This window comes from Acrocarpospora macrocephala (genome assembly GCF_009687865.1).
Classification (GTDB): domain Bacteria; phylum Actinomycetota; class Actinomycetes; order Streptosporangiales; family Streptosporangiaceae; genus Acrocarpospora; species Acrocarpospora macrocephala.
Genome location: NZ_BLAE01000081.1, coordinates 33,879 through 50,801 on the forward strand (window position 1 = coordinate 33,879; position 16,923 = coordinate 50,801).

Sequence of the window (16,923 nt, forward strand, 5' to 3'; positions counted from 1 at the left end):
GGAGGACACGCGCATGAGCAGATATCGCTTCTGGGTCATTGGTGTGATCCTCGCCAGCGGATATGCCGTGATCTTCACGGCGGCGAGCGCCTACCTCAATCTCGTGGGCGACGACCTCCCCGACTGGATGATCGCGCAGACCTGGTATCCGCCGTTCGATGAGGCGGCGATCTTCGCGCCGCTGCGGATCGCGGCAGCGGTGATCATCGTCTGGGCGATCTGGCAAGTTGCCCGGGGACCCGCCAGGACGACTCCCCCGCTGCGGTCGCCCTGGTGGACCGGAGGCGTCGACGGCCTACGCCGAACTCTCTACTGGGCCGCCGGAGGCTACCTGCTGCTCTGGTTTCTCCAATACATCGCCCCAAGTCTCATCCCCTGGCCCGCGACGATCCTGATGAATGTCCTGCTTGTCGTCCTGTTTCACCCGGTCCTGACCGGCACGAGACCGCTGTTCCTGTGGCTGACTTCGATCTTCGGCGCGATCAGTGTCATGGAAATGATCGCGGTCTACGTCGTCTTCGAAATTCTCGCCCTGCCCATGTCCATTGAATGGATCTTTGTCTTCAACCTCAATTCGGTCGTGCACTCGATCTGGCTAGGGATGATCTTGGTCGCCCAACGGCTGGACGGCCGCTGGTCCTGGCGAGCACTGTGGCCGGCCTGGGCCAACCTGGCGGGAGGTCACATGATCTGGTGGCACCAGCTGGACTTGCCGACCATCGTCCCCATTCCCTCAATCTTCTGGCGGATTGTCGTTCAGTCCTCCGGCATGATCAGCGCCCTCCTGGCGGTCTGGGCGGTTCGGTCGGCGCATGCGCTAGCCGACGGCGCGGTAACGGGAGCGGAGCCGTACCAGGGGGGACCTGACGGTGTCGACGTAGTCGACGGAGAGGACGGTGGCGAGGAAGAGGGTGTGGTCGCCGGCGGGGACGACGCGGGTGGTTTCGGCTTCGAGGGCGGCGACGCCGTCGTCGATGAGGAGCGCCTCGGAAATGGTGCCGCGGTGGTGCGGGGTGCCGGCGAGGAGTAGGCGGGCGCCGGGGCGGCCGGGGGTGGCGAAGCGGGAGGCGATGGCCTGCTGGCCGTCGGCGAGCAGGCTGGCCGCCCAGCGGTCCTGGCGGAGCAGGAGTTCGGCCAGGTAGCTGGAGGAGGTCAGGCTGACCAGGATCAAGGGGGGGTCGGCGGAGACCGAGAGCAGGGTGCTGACCGTGTTGCCGACGTCGTCGCGGCCGTCCCGGACTGTGACCACGGCCACTCCCCCGGCCAACTGCGCCATCGCCTCGGTGAACTCGCTCACCGGAAAACCCTAGCCCCCACGTGGGGGCCAGGGTTCCAGGTGGCTAGACAGCCCGCTGCGGCTGTCCAGATCACGACTTTCCCATTGCTACAGCAGGCCGTTCTGGGTCAGCCAGTCCTTGGCGACCACGGGCGGGTCGGCCTTGTCGACGGCGATCTTCTTCATCATGTCGAGCAGGCCCTGGGTGGTGAGCTTGGCCGAGATCGCGTCCAGGGTGGACTTCACGGTGTCGTCCACGCCGGCCTTGAAGACGAGCGGAGTGACGTTCTCGGCCGCGAACGCGCTCTTGTTGTCCTCGAGGGAGACCAGGTCGTTGAGGATGATCTTGGGGTCGGTGGTGAAGACGTTGCCGACCTGGATGGTGCCGGTCTTGATGGCGTCGGCGGTGGTGGCGCCGGTCGGCTCCCACTGCTTGAACTCCAGGCCGTAGACGGTCTTGAAGTTCGCCTCCTGGCGGTCCTTGAACTCCGGCGGGCCGCCCACGATGTAGTCCTTGGAGACCTTGGCCAGGTCCTCGATCGTCTTCAGGTTGTCCTTGGTGGCGGTCTCCTTGCTGACCGTCAGCGAGTTGTTGTCCTGCGCCGCCGACGGGGCGAGGACCTGCAGCTCGGGCGGGAGGGCGGTGCCCAGCGCGGTCACCACGTCCGTGGTGCTCTTGGCGGTGGCGTTCTTGTCGACGAAGGCCAGCAGGGAGCCGATGTACTCCGGCAGGATGGTCAGGCCGCCGCTCTTGATCTGGTCGTAGACGATCTCGCGGCTGCCGATGTTGGGCTTCTCCGTGACCGTCACGCCCTTGGCTTGCAGGGCCTGGGCGTAGATCGAGGCGAGCAGCACGCTCTCCGGGAAGTCGAACGAGCCGACGGTGACGCTGGCGGCGGTCGTTCCCCCCGAACTGGCCGGCGCGGCGGCGGTGGGAGTGGCCTGACTGAGCGGATCGGATCCGCCCCCGCACGCGGACAGAGTGAACACCGCGGCGACCGCGGTGAGTATGAGGCGTTTCATCGAGAAATATCCCTTCAAATTCGGGGGGTAAAGGTGAGATTAGCGGACCTGGCGCACCCCCGGCGAGACGACCACCCGGTTGAGCAGCGCGAAGCCGAACTGCACGGCCAGCGCCAGCAGCACGACCAGCACCGCTCCCCCGAAGACACTGGGATAGTCCTTGGTGGCCAGACCGTCGATGATGTAGCGGCCCAGACCGCCAAGCCCGACGTACGCGGCGACGGTGGCCGTGGCCACCACCTGGATCGCAGCCAGCCGCAGCCCCAGCAGGATCAGCGGCAGCGCGACCGGGACCAGCGCGCTGAACAGCACCTGCCGCCCGCGCAGCCCCATGCCGTAGGCGGCGTCGCGCAGATCCGCGTCCGCGTTCCTGATGCCCTCGTAGGTGTTGACCAGGATCGGCGGGACCGCCAGCGCGATCAGCGGGATCAGCACCGGCCAGATCGTGCCCACCCCGATGAGCAGCACGACCAGCACCAGCAGGCCCAGCGTCGGCAGCGCCCTGGCGGCATTGGCCGACAGCACCACGAGCACGGCGCCGCGCCCGGTGTGGCCGACCCACAGCCCGAGCGGCAGCGCGATGATCGCGGCGATCGCGAACGCGAGCAGGGAGAACTCGACGTGCTGGAGCAACCGGGTGGGAATGCCGTCGGGACCCGACCAGTTGGCCGGCTCCCCGAAGAAGTCGATCAGCCAGTTCACGCCGACCTCCTGGCCCGCGACCACGGCGTCAGCAGCCGTTGCAGCACGATCAGCACCAGGTCGGCGGCGACGGCCAGCAGGACGATCAGGGCGATGCCCACGATGATCGGCGTGGAGAACTGCCGCTGCCAGCCGTCGGTGAAGAGCGCGCCCAAGCCGCCCTGGCCGATCAGCGCGCCGACGCTGACCAGGCTGATGCTGGCCACGGTGGCCACCCGGGTCCCGGCCAGCACCACCGGCGTGGCGATCGGCAGCTCGACCAGGATCAGCCGCCGCAGCGGCCGGAAGCCCATCGCCGTGGCCGACTGCCGCACGTGATCGGGGACCGAGGTCATCCCGTCCACCACGGACGGGATCAGCACGGCCAGCGAGAACAGCGTCAACGGGATGATCACGGTGGTCTGGGTGAGCCCGGTCACCGACAGCAGGATGGAGAACAGGGCGAGCGAGGGCATGGCGTACACGATGTTCATCAGGGCGGTGGTGGGCTGGTAGAGCAGCCGCCAGCGGGCGCAGGCCAGGCCGAGGGGGATCGCCAGGATCAGCCCGAAGACGACCGGTACGAACGCCATGACGATGTGGTTCTCCAGCAGGGTCCTGATCGCGAGCGGGCTGCCGTTGTCCCAGTTCCTGGCGATCCAGTCCCACCGGATGAGCGGCTCATCCACGGGCCACTCCCGACACGGCGGCGTCCAGGGCGTCCCTGGCGACCACGCCGAGCACCTTGCCGTCGCCGTCCACGGCCACCGCCACGCCGTTCACCGACAGCAGCGCCGCGTCCAGCGCGGCCCGCAGCGAGTCCGTCGCCGGATTGAAGCTCCCGTACGGCCGCGTCCCGTCGTCGGACTTCCATCCCACCGGCTTGCCGTCGTCCACCACGAGGGTGTCAGGCGGCGGGCTCAGCGGCACGTCCGCGGCCGGGACGAACGACAGGCGGCGGATGCCGCGGTCGCGGCCGAGGAACTCGCGCACGAAGTCGTCGGCGGGCGCGCTCAGCAGCGTGGCCGGATCGCTGATCTGGGCCAGATGCCCGCCGACCCGGAAGACCGCGACCGTGTCCCCCAGCTTGACCGCCTCGTCGATGTCGTGGGTGACGAACACGATGGTCTTGTGCAACTCGGACTGCAGCCGCAGGAGTTCCTCCTGCAGGCTCGTCCGGACGATCGGGTCGACCGCGCTGAACGGCTCGTCCATGAGCAGCACCGGCGGATCGGCGGCCAGCGCCCGGGCCACGCCGACCCGCTGCTGCTGCCCGCCGGACAGCTGGAACGGATACCGCTTGGCCAGCTTCGGGTCCAGGCCCACCCGTTCGAGCAGCTCCATGGCCCGCGCCCTGGCCTTCTTCCGGTCCCAGCCCAGCAGGTACGGCACGGTGGCGATGTTGTCCACGATCGTGCGATGCGGGAAGAGCCCGGCCTGCTGGATGACGTAGCCGATGCCGCGGCGGAGGGTGGCCGGTTCGATGGCCTTGACGTCCTGGCCGTCCAGCGTGATCCGGCCCGTGGTGGCGTCGATCATTCGATTGATCATGCGCAGCGAGGTGGTCTTGCCACAGCCGGAGGGCCCGACGAAGACGGTGATCGTCCCGCTCGCCGCCTCCAGGCTGAGGTTGTCCACAGCCACGGTCCCGTCCGCGTAGCGCTTGGTGACGCCGTCAAATTTGATCACTCGTGACCTTTGCTATGGCCGCGCCTCCGGCACGGCGGACTTGGCCGCCCCTCAGCCAAGCTGTCCCTGCAGTCGATCTCGCCAGCCAGCCTACGAGGCGGCTGTCTGTTCTGTCGCCTGGGGCAACCTAATTGGAACTTCGGAATGATCTATCGATAAGCCGCACCAAATATCCAATCAAAAAGGCGGCTATATAGTGCGCCGGAGGGCGCGACCTTGGCATGATTGCTCTTACGATCCCTCCACAGGAACCCCAGAGGTACCGGCCGTGACACAACCGCTCACCGGTCATCGCTCCCGGAGCGATCTGATCGCCGAGCTCTACGAGCGTCACGCCGCCGGGCTGTTCGCGTACTGTCACGATCAGCTCGGTGAAACCGCCTCCGCCGCCGACGCCCTGGTGGCCGTGCTCACCAGCGTTCCCGGCAGCGAGCCGCAGCGTGCCGCCCTGTACGCGCTCGCCCGCCGCGAGATCTACCGTCGCGACGTCAGCTACGCCCTGCCCGCCGTCGACTCGGTGGCCGACCCGGCGACCGCGCTGATCGAGCGCGTGTTCCGGGACATCCGGCCGCACCAGCGCGAGGTGCTGCTCCTGTCCGCGGTCTGCGGGCTGAACGTCAGCGAGCTCTCCTGGGTGCTCGACGTGGCCGTCGACACCGCCACCGAGCTGACCACCAGCGCCAGGAACCGTTTCGGCCAGACCCTCGCGACCGCCGTGACCGCCGCCCGCGAGGCTCCGTTCGTTCCGCCGGACGTGGCCGAGATCTACGACGCCATCGGCGTCGCCCCGATCGAGGACGTGCTGGCCCGGTTGCCGTGGCGGCAGCCCGCCCACGGTGTACGCCAGCGCGTGCTGTCGGCGCTCCCTTTTGAGGAGCCGTCGGCGGCGCAACCCTCTGGTCTGATCACCAAGAAGTTATGGCCGACCACGCCGGTGTGGCCGTTGCCGTTGAAGTCTCCGGACGAGGTCAGCAACGCCTGCCTGGTGCAGGCCGAGGGGCTCGCGGAGCCCGCCGAGCAGGTCAAGCCGCAGGGGCGGCGGCGGCACGAGGCGCCGACCGAGCCGATGCCGCGGATCCGCGGGTCGATTCTGCGGGTGCTGTCGGATACCTATCCCCGGCGGAAGCGGATCGCGCCGAAGGCTCCGCTGCGGCCGGTCGACCAGGTGGAGGCGCTGGTCGAGGAGGGTCTGGCGACCTTCGAGAAGATGGAGTCGTTCGACGCCTTCACGCCCACGGAAGCGGAGGAGGTGGCTGGAAATTCGGCCGAGCCCGAAGCCGGAACCAGGGCCGACGCTCAAGTCGATGCCAGGCTCGATGCCCCGGCCGAATCCCGGGCCGAAGCGAATGTCGACGTCAAGGCCGACGCTAAGGTCGAAGTCGCGGTAGCGCCCACGGTGGAACCCGTGGCCAAGCCGGTGGGCGCGGCTGCTGCCGAGGAAGCTCGGGTCGAAGAGACTCCTCGGGAGGTTCGGGTCGAGGCTGCCGCCACGCTTCCGGTGCTGGATGACGATCTTCCTGGTGGCACGACCACGGTGGACGACACGCCCAGCGCGCTGGCGCGGGCCGTCCAGGCCGGGCGCGAGAGTGAGCGGCCGAGGCAGCGCAAGCGGAAGCGGAAGGTCAAGCCGATCAAGGTGGGCGAGCACCACTACGACTGGCTGTGGGAGCTGATCGGGTTCGCCATCTGCCTGGCCATCGCGCTGCTGGTGTTCTTCTCGGTGCCGACGCTGGTGACGCCCTAACCTCGGGTCAGGATCAGGCCGCTGGTCGGGACTCCGGTGCCGGCGGTGACCAGGATGTTTTCCAGGTCGGCGACCTGGTTGACCGAGGTGCCTCTGATTTGGCGTACGCCTTCGGCTATGCCGTTCATGCCGTGGATGTACGCTTCGCCCAGCTGGCCGCCGTGGGGGTTGACGGGGAGGTGGCCGTCGATCTCGATGCCGCCGTCGCGGATGAAATCCTTGGCTTCGCCGCGGGCGCAGAACCCCAGTTCTTCCAGCTGCGTCAGGACAAACGGGGTGAAATGATCATAAAGAATGGCCGCCTGCATATCCGACGGCCTGAGTCCCGAAATTTCCCACAATTTGCGGCCGACTACGCCCATCTCGGCTAGGCCGGTCATGTCATCGCGGTAGTAGCTGGTCATCATCATCTGGCCGGCTCCCGCGCCCTGGGCCGCCGCCGAGATCAACGCGGGGGTGCACCGAAGATCGCGCGCCCGGTCGGCAGAGGTGACGACGAGGGCCACAGCGCCGTCGCTCTCCTGACAGCAGTCCAGCAGGTGCAGCGGCTCCACGATCCACTTCGAAGCCTGGTGATCGGCCAGCGTGATCGGCCGCTCATAGAACCAGGCCGCCGGATTGCTGGCCGCATGCCGCCGCATCGCCACCGCCACCCGCCCGAAATCTTCGGATTTAACGCCATATTCGTGCATATAACGCTGCGCGAACATGGCCACCCACGCGGCCGGAGTCATCAGCCCATACGGCACATGCCAGCTCATCTCCAGCCCCATCGACGACGGCTCGCCTCCGAGCCCCGCGTCGGGCTGCCCGAACCTGCGCCCGGACCTCTCGTTGAACGCTCGATAGCAGACGACCACCTCCGCAGCTCCCGTGGTCACCGCCATCGCGGCGTGCGCGACCGTGCCACAGGCCGCGCCGCCGCCGTAGTGCACCCTGGAGAAATAGGTCAGATCGCCGATGCCGACCTCACGCGCGAGCGCGATCTCCTGGTTGCTGTCCTGCGTATAAGTGACCAGACCATCCACATCCGAGGGGGCGAGTCCGGCGTCGTCGAGGGCGGCGAAGACCGCTTCCGCGGCCAGCTGGAGTTCGGATCTGCCGGAGTTCTTGGAGAACTCGGTCGCTCCGATGCCCGCGAGTGCCGTACCAGCCATGGAGAACCTCTCGTTTCGGAGGGGACAGCGTTCAGAGAGAAAAGCGGACTGTGCCCGTGGCGTGGGCGCCCAGCGAGACCGTGCCGCGCACGTCGACGGTCCCGATGTCGCCGTCACGCTCCGCGACGGTGCCGGTGAAGGTGAGGGTATCCCCCGCGTACGCCGGAACACCGAGTTTGACGTTGATGCCGCGGATCAGAGCCTCCGGGCCGGCCCAATCGGTGACGAAACGCTCCATCAGGCCCATCGTCGTCAGGATGTTGAGGAAGATGTCCTGGGAGCCTTGAGCGCGGGCGATTTCGACGTCGTGGTGGACGGGGGTGAAGTCGCGGGTCGCGAGCGCGGTTGAGATGATCAGGGTCGGGGTCAGTGGGATCACCAGCTCGGGGAGCGTGGTGCCGACGGCCATCTCCAGCGTTCGCATGTCAGGACTCTCCCGGTGTCCACAAGGGCAGCGTCAGTTCGTCGTCCATCTCGCGGAAGGTGACCCGGACGGGCATGCCGATCTCCACCTCCGCTGGTGCGCAGTCCACGACGTTCCCCACGATCCGTACCCCTTCCGGCAGTTCCACAACAGCGACGACGAAAGGCGTCTCGCGTCCCGGAACCGGCGGGTTGTGGTGCACGACGTAGCTGTAGACCACACCGGTGCCCGCCGCCACCGCGTACGTGCGCTTGACAGAGCGGCACGACGGGCAGACAGGGCCCGGGGGATGTCGCAGCTCACCGCAGTCGCCGCACTTCTGGATCCGGAGCTCTCCGCTCCTGGCACCTTCCCAGAAGAACTCCGTGTCCCGGTTCACCGCCGGTCGCAGGGGGTACGGCTTCCGCCCCTCGGAGGGGGATCTTTCCTCCCGGGGGCGGAACTTAAGCAACCTGAAGATCATTTCCGCGACCGGTTCGTCCTGTGCGTACCAGGTGACCTGCCAGGTCACGAAATATCCGTCACCGAGCGCAGTCTTCTTCAGGCCGGTCATATCGGTCGTCCGGGTGGCGGAGGTGAGTTCCTCGCCGGGGACGAGCGGGCGGTGGTAGATGTGTTCGCAGTTGGTGGCCACGACGCCGGTGTATCCGGCCGCGTCGAGGGCGTCGAGCAGGTCGTCGAGAGGGGCGCGGGTCCGCTTCCTGCCGTTCAGGCCGTCCATGCTCCAGACCTGGATCATGGCGGGGGGCGCGATCGCGTCGGGGCCCTGGTAGCGCGGGTTGGTGTCGCCCATCGCCTCGGTCCAGTGCCGGATCGTCGTGCGATCCACCGGGCTGGGCGTGGGCAGCCGCGGGCCCTCGCCTTCGGCGATGACCTTCGCGGCCAGGTCGTGGAGGTCGGTCATCGGGGCGGCCTCGGGAGCCCCAGGCCGAGCATGGCGATCAGCTCGCGCTGGACCTCGTTGACGCCGCCGCCGAAGGTGAGGACGAGGCCGCCCTTGACGCCGCGGTCCACCCGCTCCATCAGGTCGCGGGTCTGCTCGTCGGCGGGGTCGCCCAATCTGGCGAGGGTCTCGCCGACGATCCGGCCGACGTCCTGCATGCGCTCCGAGCCGTAGATCTTGGTGGCGGAGGCGTCGGGGGCGCCCAGCCAGCCGAGGTCCATGTTGGCGGCGACCTGCCAGTTGAGCAGCTCGTTGGTCCGGAAATATGCGTATATCTGGGCCAGAGCTCGGCGAACGGCTGGGTGTTCGATCAGGCCGGTGTCGCGGGCCCAGCGCTCGAACCTGAGGTAGGTATGGGCGATGTTGCCCGCCGGGCCCAGCGTCACCCGCTCGTGGTTGAGCTGGTTGACGATCAGATCCCAGCCCTTGTTCTCCTCGCCGACCACCATGCTTACCGGTATCCGGACATCGGTGTAGTAGGTGGCGTTCGTGTGGTGGCGTCCGTCCATCGTGACGATCGGGGTCCAGGAGTAGCCGGGATCGTCAGTGTCGGCGATCATCATCGTGATGCCCCGGTGTTTCTTCGCGTCCGGGTCGGTGCGGACGGCCAGCCAGATGTACTGCGCGTAGTGCGCGCCCGAGGTGAAGACCTTCTGGCCGTTGACGATGTAGTGGTCACCGTCCCGGACCGCGGTGGTGCGCAGCGAGGCCAGGTCGGTACCAGCGCCCGGTTCGCTGTAGCCGATGGCGAAATGGCATTCCCCGGCGAGGATGCGCGGCAGGAAGAACTCCTTCTGCTCCGCCGTGCCGTACTGCATCAGGGTCGGGCCGACCGTCTGCAGGGTGATGATCGGGTACGGCACCTCGGCGCGGGCGATCTCGTTGGCGAAGATCTGCTGTTCCAGCGGGCCGTAGCCGCGGCCGCCGTACTCGGTGGGCCAGCCCATGCCGAGCATGCCGTCGCTGCCGAGGCGGCGGCAGTGCGCCATGTACGCCTCGCCGAACGGGTCCTCGGCGATCTTCTTGCGCTCTTCGGCGGTGAGACAGGTGGTGAAATATTCGCGCAGTTCATCGCGCAGGGCCTGCTGCTGGGCGTTGAGTTCGATGAACATCAGACCAGAGCTCCGATCAGGTCCAGCTGGGCGTCTGGGCCGCCGAGCAGGTGGGCGGCGTGTTTGCCCCAGGCGAAGTAGCGGTGCAACGGGTAGGAGACGTCCAGGCCGATGCCGCCGTGCAGGTGCTGGCAGGTGTAAAGGGCGCGGAGCGCGGAGTCGGCGGTGTGTAAGGCCGCGATCGCCAGGTCCTGCTCGGCCGGAAGTCCCTGGGCCAGCCGCCACGCGCCCGACCAGACGGCGACGTCGAGCGCGCGGCCGGCGATGTAGACGTCGGCGATCTGCACTGTTACGGCCTGGAATTCGGCGAGGGCGCGGTCGAACTGGCGGCGGGTCTTGATGTAGACGGTGGTGAGGGTGAGGGCGCCGGAGAGCACGCCGGAGGCGGTGGCGGTGATCGCGGCGAGGGCGTTGAGCTTGAGCGCCTCGGCCGCGTCGGCGTCGCCGACGGGCTGGCCGGGGGTGTCCTGGAGGGTGATCACCGAGCCGGGTTCGCCGGTGGAGAGGGGGGCGTCGGTGATGGTGACGTCCGCCGGGTCGACGAGATAGAGCTGGGTGTGGGTGCCTGTGTCGGCGGTCAGCAGGATTCCGGCGGACTCAGCGGCGTACGAGACGAGGCTTTTGCGGCCGGTTAGGCGGTTGTCGGTGGCGGTGGTCTTGGGGGGATCCTGGAGGTCGGCGCCGGGTTCCCTGAGGGCGTAGGTCAGGATGATCTCGCCTTCGGCCAGGGGGGCGAGGGCGTCTTTCTGGGCTTGTGTCCCGTGCTGGGCGATCGTCAGGCCGGCGACGAGGCTGGGGGCGAGGGGCACGGGGGCGACCCGTGCGCCCGCTTCGCGAAGGATCACCGCCAGTTCGACCGGGCCGTATCCGGCGCCACCCGCCGATTCGGGGAGGCAGATGCCTATAAGTCCTGCTTTGGCGAGCGCTTGCCAGAGGTCCGCGTCGTAGGGCTCGCCGCTCTTGTCGTACGCCTCCAGCCGGGCCGGGGTGGCCTCCCGGGTGAGGAGGTCGGCCGCGAGGGTGCGGATCTCGGTCTGTGTTTCGTCCAGATTGAAGTCCACCGGCGCTCCAGGGTGTGCTCACAGGCGTACTGGATTCAGGCCAACCGAGAGGCAAAGTAGAACAGATTCTATTCCGTGTCCATAGCCGGGCCGGATTGCACAGGCATTACATGTGGATAAATCGTGAAATACGTGCGTGTTGGTGGTGGCTTGTGACCGGTGAGTAACCAGTCGGGACGGAGGGAAATCAGATAACGTGTTCTTATGCGCTCTACACGGGTGATCACGGACGTGGCCGAGGTGGGCCCCGGCGTTGATCCTGTGCCCAGACAGGCCTCCGCCCCCGGCTCCGCTGCCCATGGTGTCCGTACCCGGAATCAGCATCAACGGCGCAAGCGGATCGTGCAGGCGGCCGCGGCGCTGGCGTCCCGTGGCGGGGTCGAGGCGATGCAGATGCGCACGGTGGCCGAACGCGCGGGCGTCGCACTTGGCACGCTCTATCGGTATTTCCCGTCCAAGATGGATCTGGTGGTCGCCGTCGTCGGCGAGGAGCTCGATCTGCTGGAGTCGAGCATCGAGCGGCGGCCTCCGCAGGCGGCGACCCCGGCGGGACGGGCGGTCGACGTGCTGATGCGCGCCACCCGGGGGCTGATGCGGGAGCCTGAGCTGGCGGACGCGCTGATCCGATCTCTGATCATGGCCGAGGTGGACACCCCGTTCGGCGATCGGATGACCGGGCTGCTGCTGCGGGTCGCGGCCGACGGGCTCACCCCCGAGCTCGCCACCGAGGAGCAGTTCGCGCTGGCCGGGTCGCTGTCCAGCGTGTGGGTGCACGAGCTGCTGGAGATGTTGCGCAGCCGCAGGACGTACGAGCAGATCCAGCGGCGCATCGAGATCGCGGCGGACCGGCTGCTGGCGGACTTCTAGGCTTTCGGTCCAAAGTAGAACGGGTTACATTCCCTCCAGAGTGATGTTCTGGAGGTCTGCATGGGCATGCCGGTGATCGTCGACGCGATCCGGACACCGATCGGCAAACGCAACGGCTGGCTGTCCGGGGTGAAACCGCAGGCCCTGCTCGCGGCGGCGCTCAACGGCCTGATCGAGAGGTCCGGGGTCGATCCGCTGTCGGTGGGGCAGGTGTTCGCCGGGTGCGTGACCCAGGCCGGTGAGCAGGGCGGGCATGTGGGGCGGCATGCGTGGCTTTATGCGGGCTTGCCGTACCAGACCGGGGTGACGACCGTCGACGCGCAGTGTGGCTCGTCGCAGCAGGCCGTGCACCTGGTGGCCGCGCTCATCCAGGCCGGGGTGATCGATGTGGGCATCGCCTGCGGCGTCGAGGTGATGAGCCGCCAGCCCCTGGGCAGCAACGTGCTCCCCGCCAACCCCCGCCCCGACGACTGGCGCATCGATCTCCCCGATCAGTTCACCGCCGCCGAACGCATCGCCAGACGCCGCGGCATCACCCGCGACCGGCTCGACGCCTTCGGCGCCCGCTCCCAGCAGCTGGCCGCCAAAGCGTGGGCCGACGGCCGCTTCGACCGCGAGATCCTCCCGATCACCACCGAGCACGGAACCATCACCAGAGATCAGGGCCTGCGCGAAACCACCGTCGACGGCCTCGCCCGTCTCAAGCCCATCCTCGGCGAGGAGGCTCTGCACACCGCGGGCACCTCCTCGCAGATCTCCGATGGCGCCTCGGCCGTCCTGCTCATGAGCGAGGAAGCCGCCGCCCGGCAGTCGCTGCGCCCCCGGGCCCGCATCCTCGCGCAGGCCCTCGTCGGCTCCGAGCCGTACTACCACCTCGACGGCCCTGTGGACGCCACCGCCAAGGTCCTCGCCCAGACCGGCATGGCCATCTCCGATCTGGACCTCATCGAGATCAACGAGGCCTTCGCCTCGGTCGTCCTCTCCTGGGCCACCGTGCACCGCCCCGACCTCGACCGCGTCAACCCCAACGGCGGCGCCATCGCCCTGGGCCACCCCGTCGGCGCCACCGGCAGCCGCCTCATCACCACCGCCCTCCACTCCCTGGAACACTCCGACACCACCACCGCCCTGGTCACCATGTGTGCTGGCGGCGCCCTCTCGACCGCCACCATCCTCGAACGCCTCTGACGCACGAGAAGCCGCCTGAACCAAGGGCTATACCTCGCCTATACCGGCGCGTCCGATGCTCGGCTGACCGCGTTCGATCAGCTCAATCGGAGGGGTAACGCACATGAAGATGTCATCGTCGGGGAGCGTCCGCCGTATGAGTACGGTGGCTGCTGTATTCGTGCTGGCCACGATGGGTACGGGCACGGCACTGGCGCAGGCGGCGACCAGTATGAGTTTGCGGCACGCGAACTGCACGTGGCCGCTGTGCGGAAGCGTCCACAACGAGACCAGCAATTACATCCAGGTGTCGCAGAACTACACCAGCGGCGGCGGATGCGTAGGCCCGTACGCCGGGGTCGCTCCGGGCGCGAGTTCGTACAACAACCCCTATAAGGACACCGATTGCGTGCGATCTAATTTCTGCAACTTCTCCGTCATCGGCCGGTTCAACACTTTCCGAGGCGCCATGTACCAGTGGGTACGAATCCACAACGAACCCACCGACTACAGAGTCATCTGCATCCCCTGACCTTGCGGCGGCCCTTTGTTACGCCCCGGCCGGGTGATAGAACGTCACGGAACCTCGTGGAACGCCTACAGACGGAACCGGAGAGACGCTGCGGCCAGGTCCGGGAACGGGTGGTCCGGCCGTGGCGACCGTATGAGAGGTGAAGTTCACATGGAAATCGACGTTCGCGCGCTGGAGCTCCTGCCCACGGAGGCCCCGGGGCTGCGCCAGTGTCAGGTCATCACCTGTGTTTGGTTCACCATCGTGGTGCATGCCAAGAACACGAACGGTTAAAGGCCGGAGCGAATTCGTGGAGTGGGTCGTCGCGGTCCACTCCGCATTCCTGTTGGGACAATAGAACGCGAGGACGGCCTGCAGAGCTGAAGGAGTTCTCAGACGGTGAGACCAAGAGCGATCAGCGGGTTGTGAAAGTCGTCGCGGGCCCAGCGGGTTCCGTCGGCGGTGTTGGTGAAGTTGAGCAGGCGTAGCGCGCCGATCGCGTAGCTACGCATGGTGGCCGGGATCGACAGGGCCGAGGCGGTGCGAACCCGGCAGCGGTCCTCCCCGACGGTTACGTCCCGGACGTAATGATCGCGATTGTCGATGGCCACTGGCCGTGGACGAGTTCGGCCAGGCGGCGGGGACCAGCTGGCGTCACGGTCGGGTTGGTGACGCCCGGCACCGCCACGCCCGGCAAGGGCTTGCAGTTCAAGGTCGAAGGCGTGAGGTTCGACGAGGTACACCTGTTTGAGGTGCGGGAACCGGGTTGTGGGCGGGGCGGGTCGGACCTGGATGGTATGGGATCCCGATCCGGCCTCGGTCGTCGGTCGTCCGTCGTCCGTCGTCCGTCGTCCGTCGTCGAGGAGATTGGGACCTGGTTCCAGGCCAGGTTCCAGGCCAGGTTCCAGGCCAGGGTGTCGAGCTGGTCGAACAGGCCGGGCTGGTTCCCGCCAGCCGGGAAGAGGAGCGCCCAGGCCTGGCGGGGGTCGGTGATGTGCACGGGTTCGCCGCCCTTTGCTCACCTGTCCGTGCTGGTCAGAGTGGTTGGCGATGGCGTGGATGGCGGGCAGGACCGGCAGTGTGGCCGACTGCACGGACAACGAGATCCCGTTGATCGACCCGTTGATCGGTTGTGTGTGGTAACCGCCGTTCTGTGGGGTCTTGTTGCGTTTCCGGCCACGCCATGCTGTAGGCGATCATCCGGTGACCTGCGGCGCTTCACCCGCTGTCCCAGGATCGGGGAACTCTCTCAACCCGGGGGTGGTGGTGGGTAGATCTTTTCACGGGATGCGTGACCTGCGGTTTTGTCGTGGATCAAGGCCGGGTTTTGTCGTAGCCGCCCGATAGCGTGAGGGTAGTTGTTCGGATCCACCGGTGCGAAAGGGGGGCGCCTTCCATGCTCGGGTCTCCGCTCGACGTGCTGGATCCCTCCCGTGCGGGGGGTGCCCGCGGACGCGAGCTGCCCGCGTTCCTGAAGGGCACGGTGCTGGACCCGGACTACGTCCCGCCCCAGCGTTCCGCCGACGACGCCTACAGCGACACATACGGCAACATGTACGGCGAAAACATATACGGCGAGGCAGACGGCGACGCAGGGCAGCAGAACGCACGGCAGCAGTTCCTCCACGGCCGCTCCCCCGACACCGACTCCTCCACAGGCGCCGGCCACTCCACCGAGGCTGGCCCTTCGGCCGACAGCCCCACTGATGCTGGCCGTTCCACTGACGCTGGCCGCTGCACCGGCGGCGCCTGCCCGGGGCCGGAGGGCTCTGCCGAGCCGGGGGATTCCGGGGTGCTGGTGGCCGAGATGCGACAGCTCGCCTCCCGGATTGCGGTGACCGACCTGCCGGAGGGCTGCGGGTTGTGCGTGGGTGAGACGGAGGATCTGCTGTTCGCGCAGGATCGGTTGAGCTCGGCGATCGCCGCGCGGGTGGGGCGGGTGCATGCGACCGGTGAGGCCAGGAGTGCCGGCAGCGGCGGGCACGCTTCGACCGGGACGTGGCTGCGCGCCTCAGCGGGGATGAGCGATGCGGGCGCCTCCCGTCTGATCCGGCTGGCCATGCAGTTGGCTCGGCTGCCTCTGGTCCGGGATCGGTTCGCGTCCGGCACGCTGGCTGAGGGGTCGGTCGAGGCGATCAGCCAGGTCACCACCCACCTGAACGATGCGCAGGCGGCGTTGGCCGAGCCGATCCTGCTGGATTTGGCCGACAGCGCGTCCCCGGCGGAGATCGGCAAGGCGGGGCGGTACCTGCGGGAGCTGCTGGACCCGGGCACTCTGGAGGCTGACGCCGAAACCGATTACGCCGCCCGTTTCCTGCTGGTGCGCCCGTCCAGTACTGGCGGTGTGGAGGGGGAGTTCCGGCTGCCCCGGGAGGCCGGCGCCCGCCTGCGTGAGTTCCTCACCGCCTACGCCCGGCCGAAAGGCAAAGACGACGACCGCCCGCTCCGGCTCCGGCAGGCCGACGCGCTGTCGGCGCTGTTGAGTAAGAAGGTCACCACCGAACTGCTGGTCCTGGTCCGCGCCGAATCCCTCCCCACCGACCACCCCACCACCGGCGACCACCCCACCACCGGCCACCCCACACATGACGCCAACTCCACCCATACGGCCTCCACCGCGGCGCCCGGCACACCCGCCACACCAGGCACGGGGGCGCCGCCCTCACCGAGCGCATCCGGACGCGCCGACACCGCTGACCCCGACACAGCCGCAGCCGACACCGCTGACCCCGACACCGCTAACCCCGACACAGCCAACGCCCACACCGCCGGCTCCAGCGATACTCGGCCCGGGACACCTCCGGCCGGTGACCGCCCGACCTGCCGCGCGAGCGGCCCTCGCCAGACTGGAAGCACGGGTTCAGCCGGAACCGGTGCCGACAGCACGGGCACGGGTTCAGCCAGAGCCGGTACCAGCAGCGCGAGCACGGGTTCGGCCAGGGCAGGTGCCAGCAGCGCGGACACAGGTTCAGCCAGAGCCGATACCAGCAGCACAGACACCGGTTCGGCCAGGGCAGGTACCGACGGCGCGGACACAGGTTCAGCCAGAGTCGGTGCCAGTAGCACAGACACGGGTTCAGCCGGAGCCGGTGCCAGCAGTACGGGCGCGGGTTCGGCCAGGGCAGGTGTCGGCAGCGCTGATGCGGGTTCGGCCGGGACGGGTGCCGGCAGCGCGGGCACGGGTGAGGGGCCGGTGGGGGATGCGTGCAGGACCTGTGGGCACGCGCCGGACCGGCTGGCACCCGGACTGCTGATCGCCACCGGGCAG

At 68.1% G+C, this 16,923-nt stretch carries 16 protein-coding genes and 1 pseudogene; 6 read left to right on the forward strand and 11 right to left on the reverse strand.

All coding sequences use genetic code 11. The annotated features are described in order from the left end of the window. Window positions 1-817: 817 nt before the first annotated feature. The 5 genes from Amac_RS46070 to Amac_RS46090 form a co-directional block, all read right to left on the reverse strand. Window positions 818-1,297, reverse strand: a complete 480-nt coding sequence (locus Amac_RS46070; RefSeq protein WP_246269136.1) for a flavin reductase family protein — start codon at window positions 1,295-1,297, stop codon at window positions 818-820. 87 nt (window positions 1,298-1,384) lie between these two features. Continuing rightward, complete coding sequence (locus Amac_RS46075) at window positions 1,385-2,299, reverse strand: ABC transporter substrate-binding protein (protein WP_155360774.1); 915 nt, start codon at window positions 2,297-2,299, stop codon at window positions 1,385-1,387. Window positions 2,300-2,338: 39 nt separating this feature from the next. Further along, the gene (locus tag Amac_RS46080; protein ID WP_155360775.1) at window positions 2,339-3,001 is read right to left on the reverse strand and encodes an ABC transporter permease; all 663 of its coding nucleotides are present in this window, start codon (window positions 2,999-3,001) and stop codon (window positions 2,339-2,341) included. Next, window positions 2,998-3,669, reverse strand: a complete 672-nt coding sequence (locus Amac_RS46085; protein ID WP_246269137.1) for an ABC transporter permease — start codon at window positions 3,667-3,669, stop codon at window positions 2,998-3,000. Before Amac_RS46085 ends, Amac_RS46080 begins: the two co-directional genes overlap by 4 nt. Beyond that, window positions 3,662-4,669, reverse strand: coding sequence for an ABC transporter ATP-binding protein (locus Amac_RS46090; RefSeq protein WP_155360776.1), 1,008 nt, complete (start codon window positions 4,667-4,669; stop codon window positions 3,662-3,664). Before Amac_RS46090 ends, Amac_RS46085 begins: the two co-directional genes overlap by 8 nt. Window positions 4,670-4,937: 268 nt before the next feature. Between Amac_RS46090 and Amac_RS46095 the strand changes: the two genes are divergently transcribed. Beyond that, the gene (locus tag Amac_RS46095; RefSeq protein ID WP_155360777.1) at window positions 4,938-6,413 is read left to right on the forward strand and encodes a hypothetical protein; all 1,476 of its coding nucleotides are present in this window, start codon (window positions 4,938-4,940) and stop codon (window positions 6,411-6,413) included. Here the strand turns inward: Amac_RS46095 and Amac_RS46100 are convergent. From Amac_RS46100 to Amac_RS46120, 5 genes are read right to left on the reverse strand one after another with little or no spacing between them, the layout of a single operon-like run. Further along, the gene (locus Amac_RS46100) at window positions 6,410-7,570 is read right to left on the reverse strand and encodes a lipid-transfer protein (RefSeq protein ID WP_155360778.1); all 1,161 of its coding nucleotides are present in this window, start codon (window positions 7,568-7,570) and stop codon (window positions 6,410-6,412) included. The two genes, Amac_RS46095 and Amac_RS46100, sit on opposite strands and share 4 nt — an antisense overlap. Before the next feature lie 31 nt (window positions 7,571-7,601). After that, window positions 7,602-7,994, reverse strand: a complete 393-nt coding sequence (locus Amac_RS46105; RefSeq protein ID WP_155360779.1) for a MaoC family dehydratase — start codon at window positions 7,992-7,994, stop codon at window positions 7,602-7,604. Window position 7,995: 1 nt separating this feature from the next. Further along, a complete protein-coding gene (locus Amac_RS46110) occupies window positions 7,996-8,898 on the reverse strand; it encodes a bifunctional MaoC family dehydratase N-terminal/OB-fold nucleic acid binding domain-containing protein (RefSeq protein WP_155360780.1) in 903 nt (300 codons plus the stop codon). Continuing rightward, window positions 8,895-10,049, reverse strand: coding sequence for an acyl-CoA dehydrogenase family protein (locus Amac_RS46115; RefSeq protein ID WP_155360781.1), 1,155 nt, complete (start codon window positions 10,047-10,049; stop codon window positions 8,895-8,897). The genes Amac_RS46110 and Amac_RS46115 overlap by 4 nt, the downstream gene beginning before the upstream one ends. Continuing rightward, on the reverse strand, window positions 10,049-11,110 hold the full coding sequence (locus Amac_RS46120) for an acyl-CoA dehydrogenase family protein (RefSeq protein WP_155360782.1): 1,062 nt from the start codon (window positions 11,108-11,110) through the stop codon (window positions 10,049-10,051). Before Amac_RS46120 ends, Amac_RS46115 begins: the two co-directional genes overlap by 1 nt. A 204-nt stretch (window positions 11,111-11,314) precedes the next feature. Here Amac_RS46120 and Amac_RS46125 point away from each other — a divergent pair, with 204 nt between their 5' ends. The 4 genes from Amac_RS46125 (at window position 11,315) to Amac_RS57585 (ending at window position 13,949) form a co-directional block, all read left to right on the forward strand. Further along, the gene (locus tag Amac_RS46125; RefSeq protein WP_246269138.1) at window positions 11,315-11,977 is read left to right on the forward strand and encodes a TetR family transcriptional regulator; all 663 of its coding nucleotides are present in this window, start codon (window positions 11,315-11,317) and stop codon (window positions 11,975-11,977) included. Window positions 11,978-12,037: 60 nt separating this feature from the next. Then, the gene (locus Amac_RS46130) at window positions 12,038-13,165 is read left to right on the forward strand and encodes a steroid 3-ketoacyl-CoA thiolase (protein ID WP_155360783.1); all 1,128 of its coding nucleotides are present in this window, start codon (window positions 12,038-12,040) and stop codon (window positions 13,163-13,165) included. 136 nt (window positions 13,166-13,301) lie between these two features. Continuing rightward, window positions 13,302-13,676, forward strand: coding sequence for a hypothetical protein (locus Amac_RS46135; protein ID WP_155360784.1), 375 nt, complete (start codon window positions 13,302-13,304; stop codon window positions 13,674-13,676). Between the two features lie 150 nt (window positions 13,677-13,826). Continuing rightward, the gene (locus tag Amac_RS57585) at window positions 13,827-13,949 is read left to right on the forward strand and encodes a hypothetical protein (protein ID WP_281356409.1); all 123 of its coding nucleotides are present in this window, start codon (window positions 13,827-13,829) and stop codon (window positions 13,947-13,949) included. A 98-nt stretch (window positions 13,950-14,047) separates the two neighbouring features. Here the strand turns inward: Amac_RS57585 and Amac_RS46140 are convergent, their stop codons facing one another. Next, window positions 14,048-14,266: a hypothetical protein gene (locus Amac_RS46140; RefSeq protein ID WP_155360785.1), complete on the reverse strand. Its 219-nt coding sequence runs from the start codon at window positions 14,264-14,266 to the stop codon at window positions 14,048-14,050. A gap of 785 nt (window positions 14,267-15,051) precedes the next feature. Here Amac_RS46140 and Amac_RS46145 point away from each other — a divergent pair. Next, window positions 15,052-16,923, forward strand: a pseudogene (locus Amac_RS46145) (DUF222 domain-containing protein); the annotation flags it as partial.

Bases quoted from the DNA above. Each gene is read 5' to 3' on its own strand.
- Amac_RS46075 (WP_155360774.1), bottom strand. From the start codon at position 2,299: ATGAAACGCCTCATACTCACCGCGGTCGCCGCGGTGTTCACTCTGTCC.
- Amac_RS46100 (WP_155360778.1), bottom strand. From the start codon at position 7,570: ATGGCTGGTACGGCACTCGCGGGCATCGGAGCGACCGAGTTCTCCAAG.
- Amac_RS46105 (WP_155360779.1), bottom strand. From the start codon at position 7,994: ATGCGAACGCTGGAGATGGCCGTCGGCACCACGCTCCCCGAGCTGGTG.
- Amac_RS46110 (WP_155360780.1), bottom strand. From the start codon at position 8,898: ATGACCGACCTCCACGACCTGGCCGCGAAGGTCATCGCCGAAGGCGAG.
- Amac_RS46115 (WP_155360781.1), bottom strand. From the start codon at position 10,049: ATGTTCATCGAACTCAACGCCCAGCAGCAGGCCCTGCGCGATGAACTG.
- Amac_RS46125 (WP_246269138.1), top strand. From the start codon at position 11,315: ATGCGCTCTACACGGGTGATCACGGACGTGGCCGAGGTGGGCCCCGGC.
- Amac_RS46130 (WP_155360783.1), top strand. From the start codon at position 12,038: ATGGGCATGCCGGTGATCGTCGACGCGATCCGGACACCGATCGGCAAA.
- Amac_RS46135 (WP_155360784.1), top strand. From the start codon at position 13,302: ATGAGTACGGTGGCTGCTGTATTCGTGCTGGCCACGATGGGTACGGGC.
- Amac_RS57585 (WP_281356409.1), top strand. From the start codon at position 13,827: ATGGAAATCGACGTTCGCGCGCTGGAGCTCCTGCCCACGGAGGCCCCG.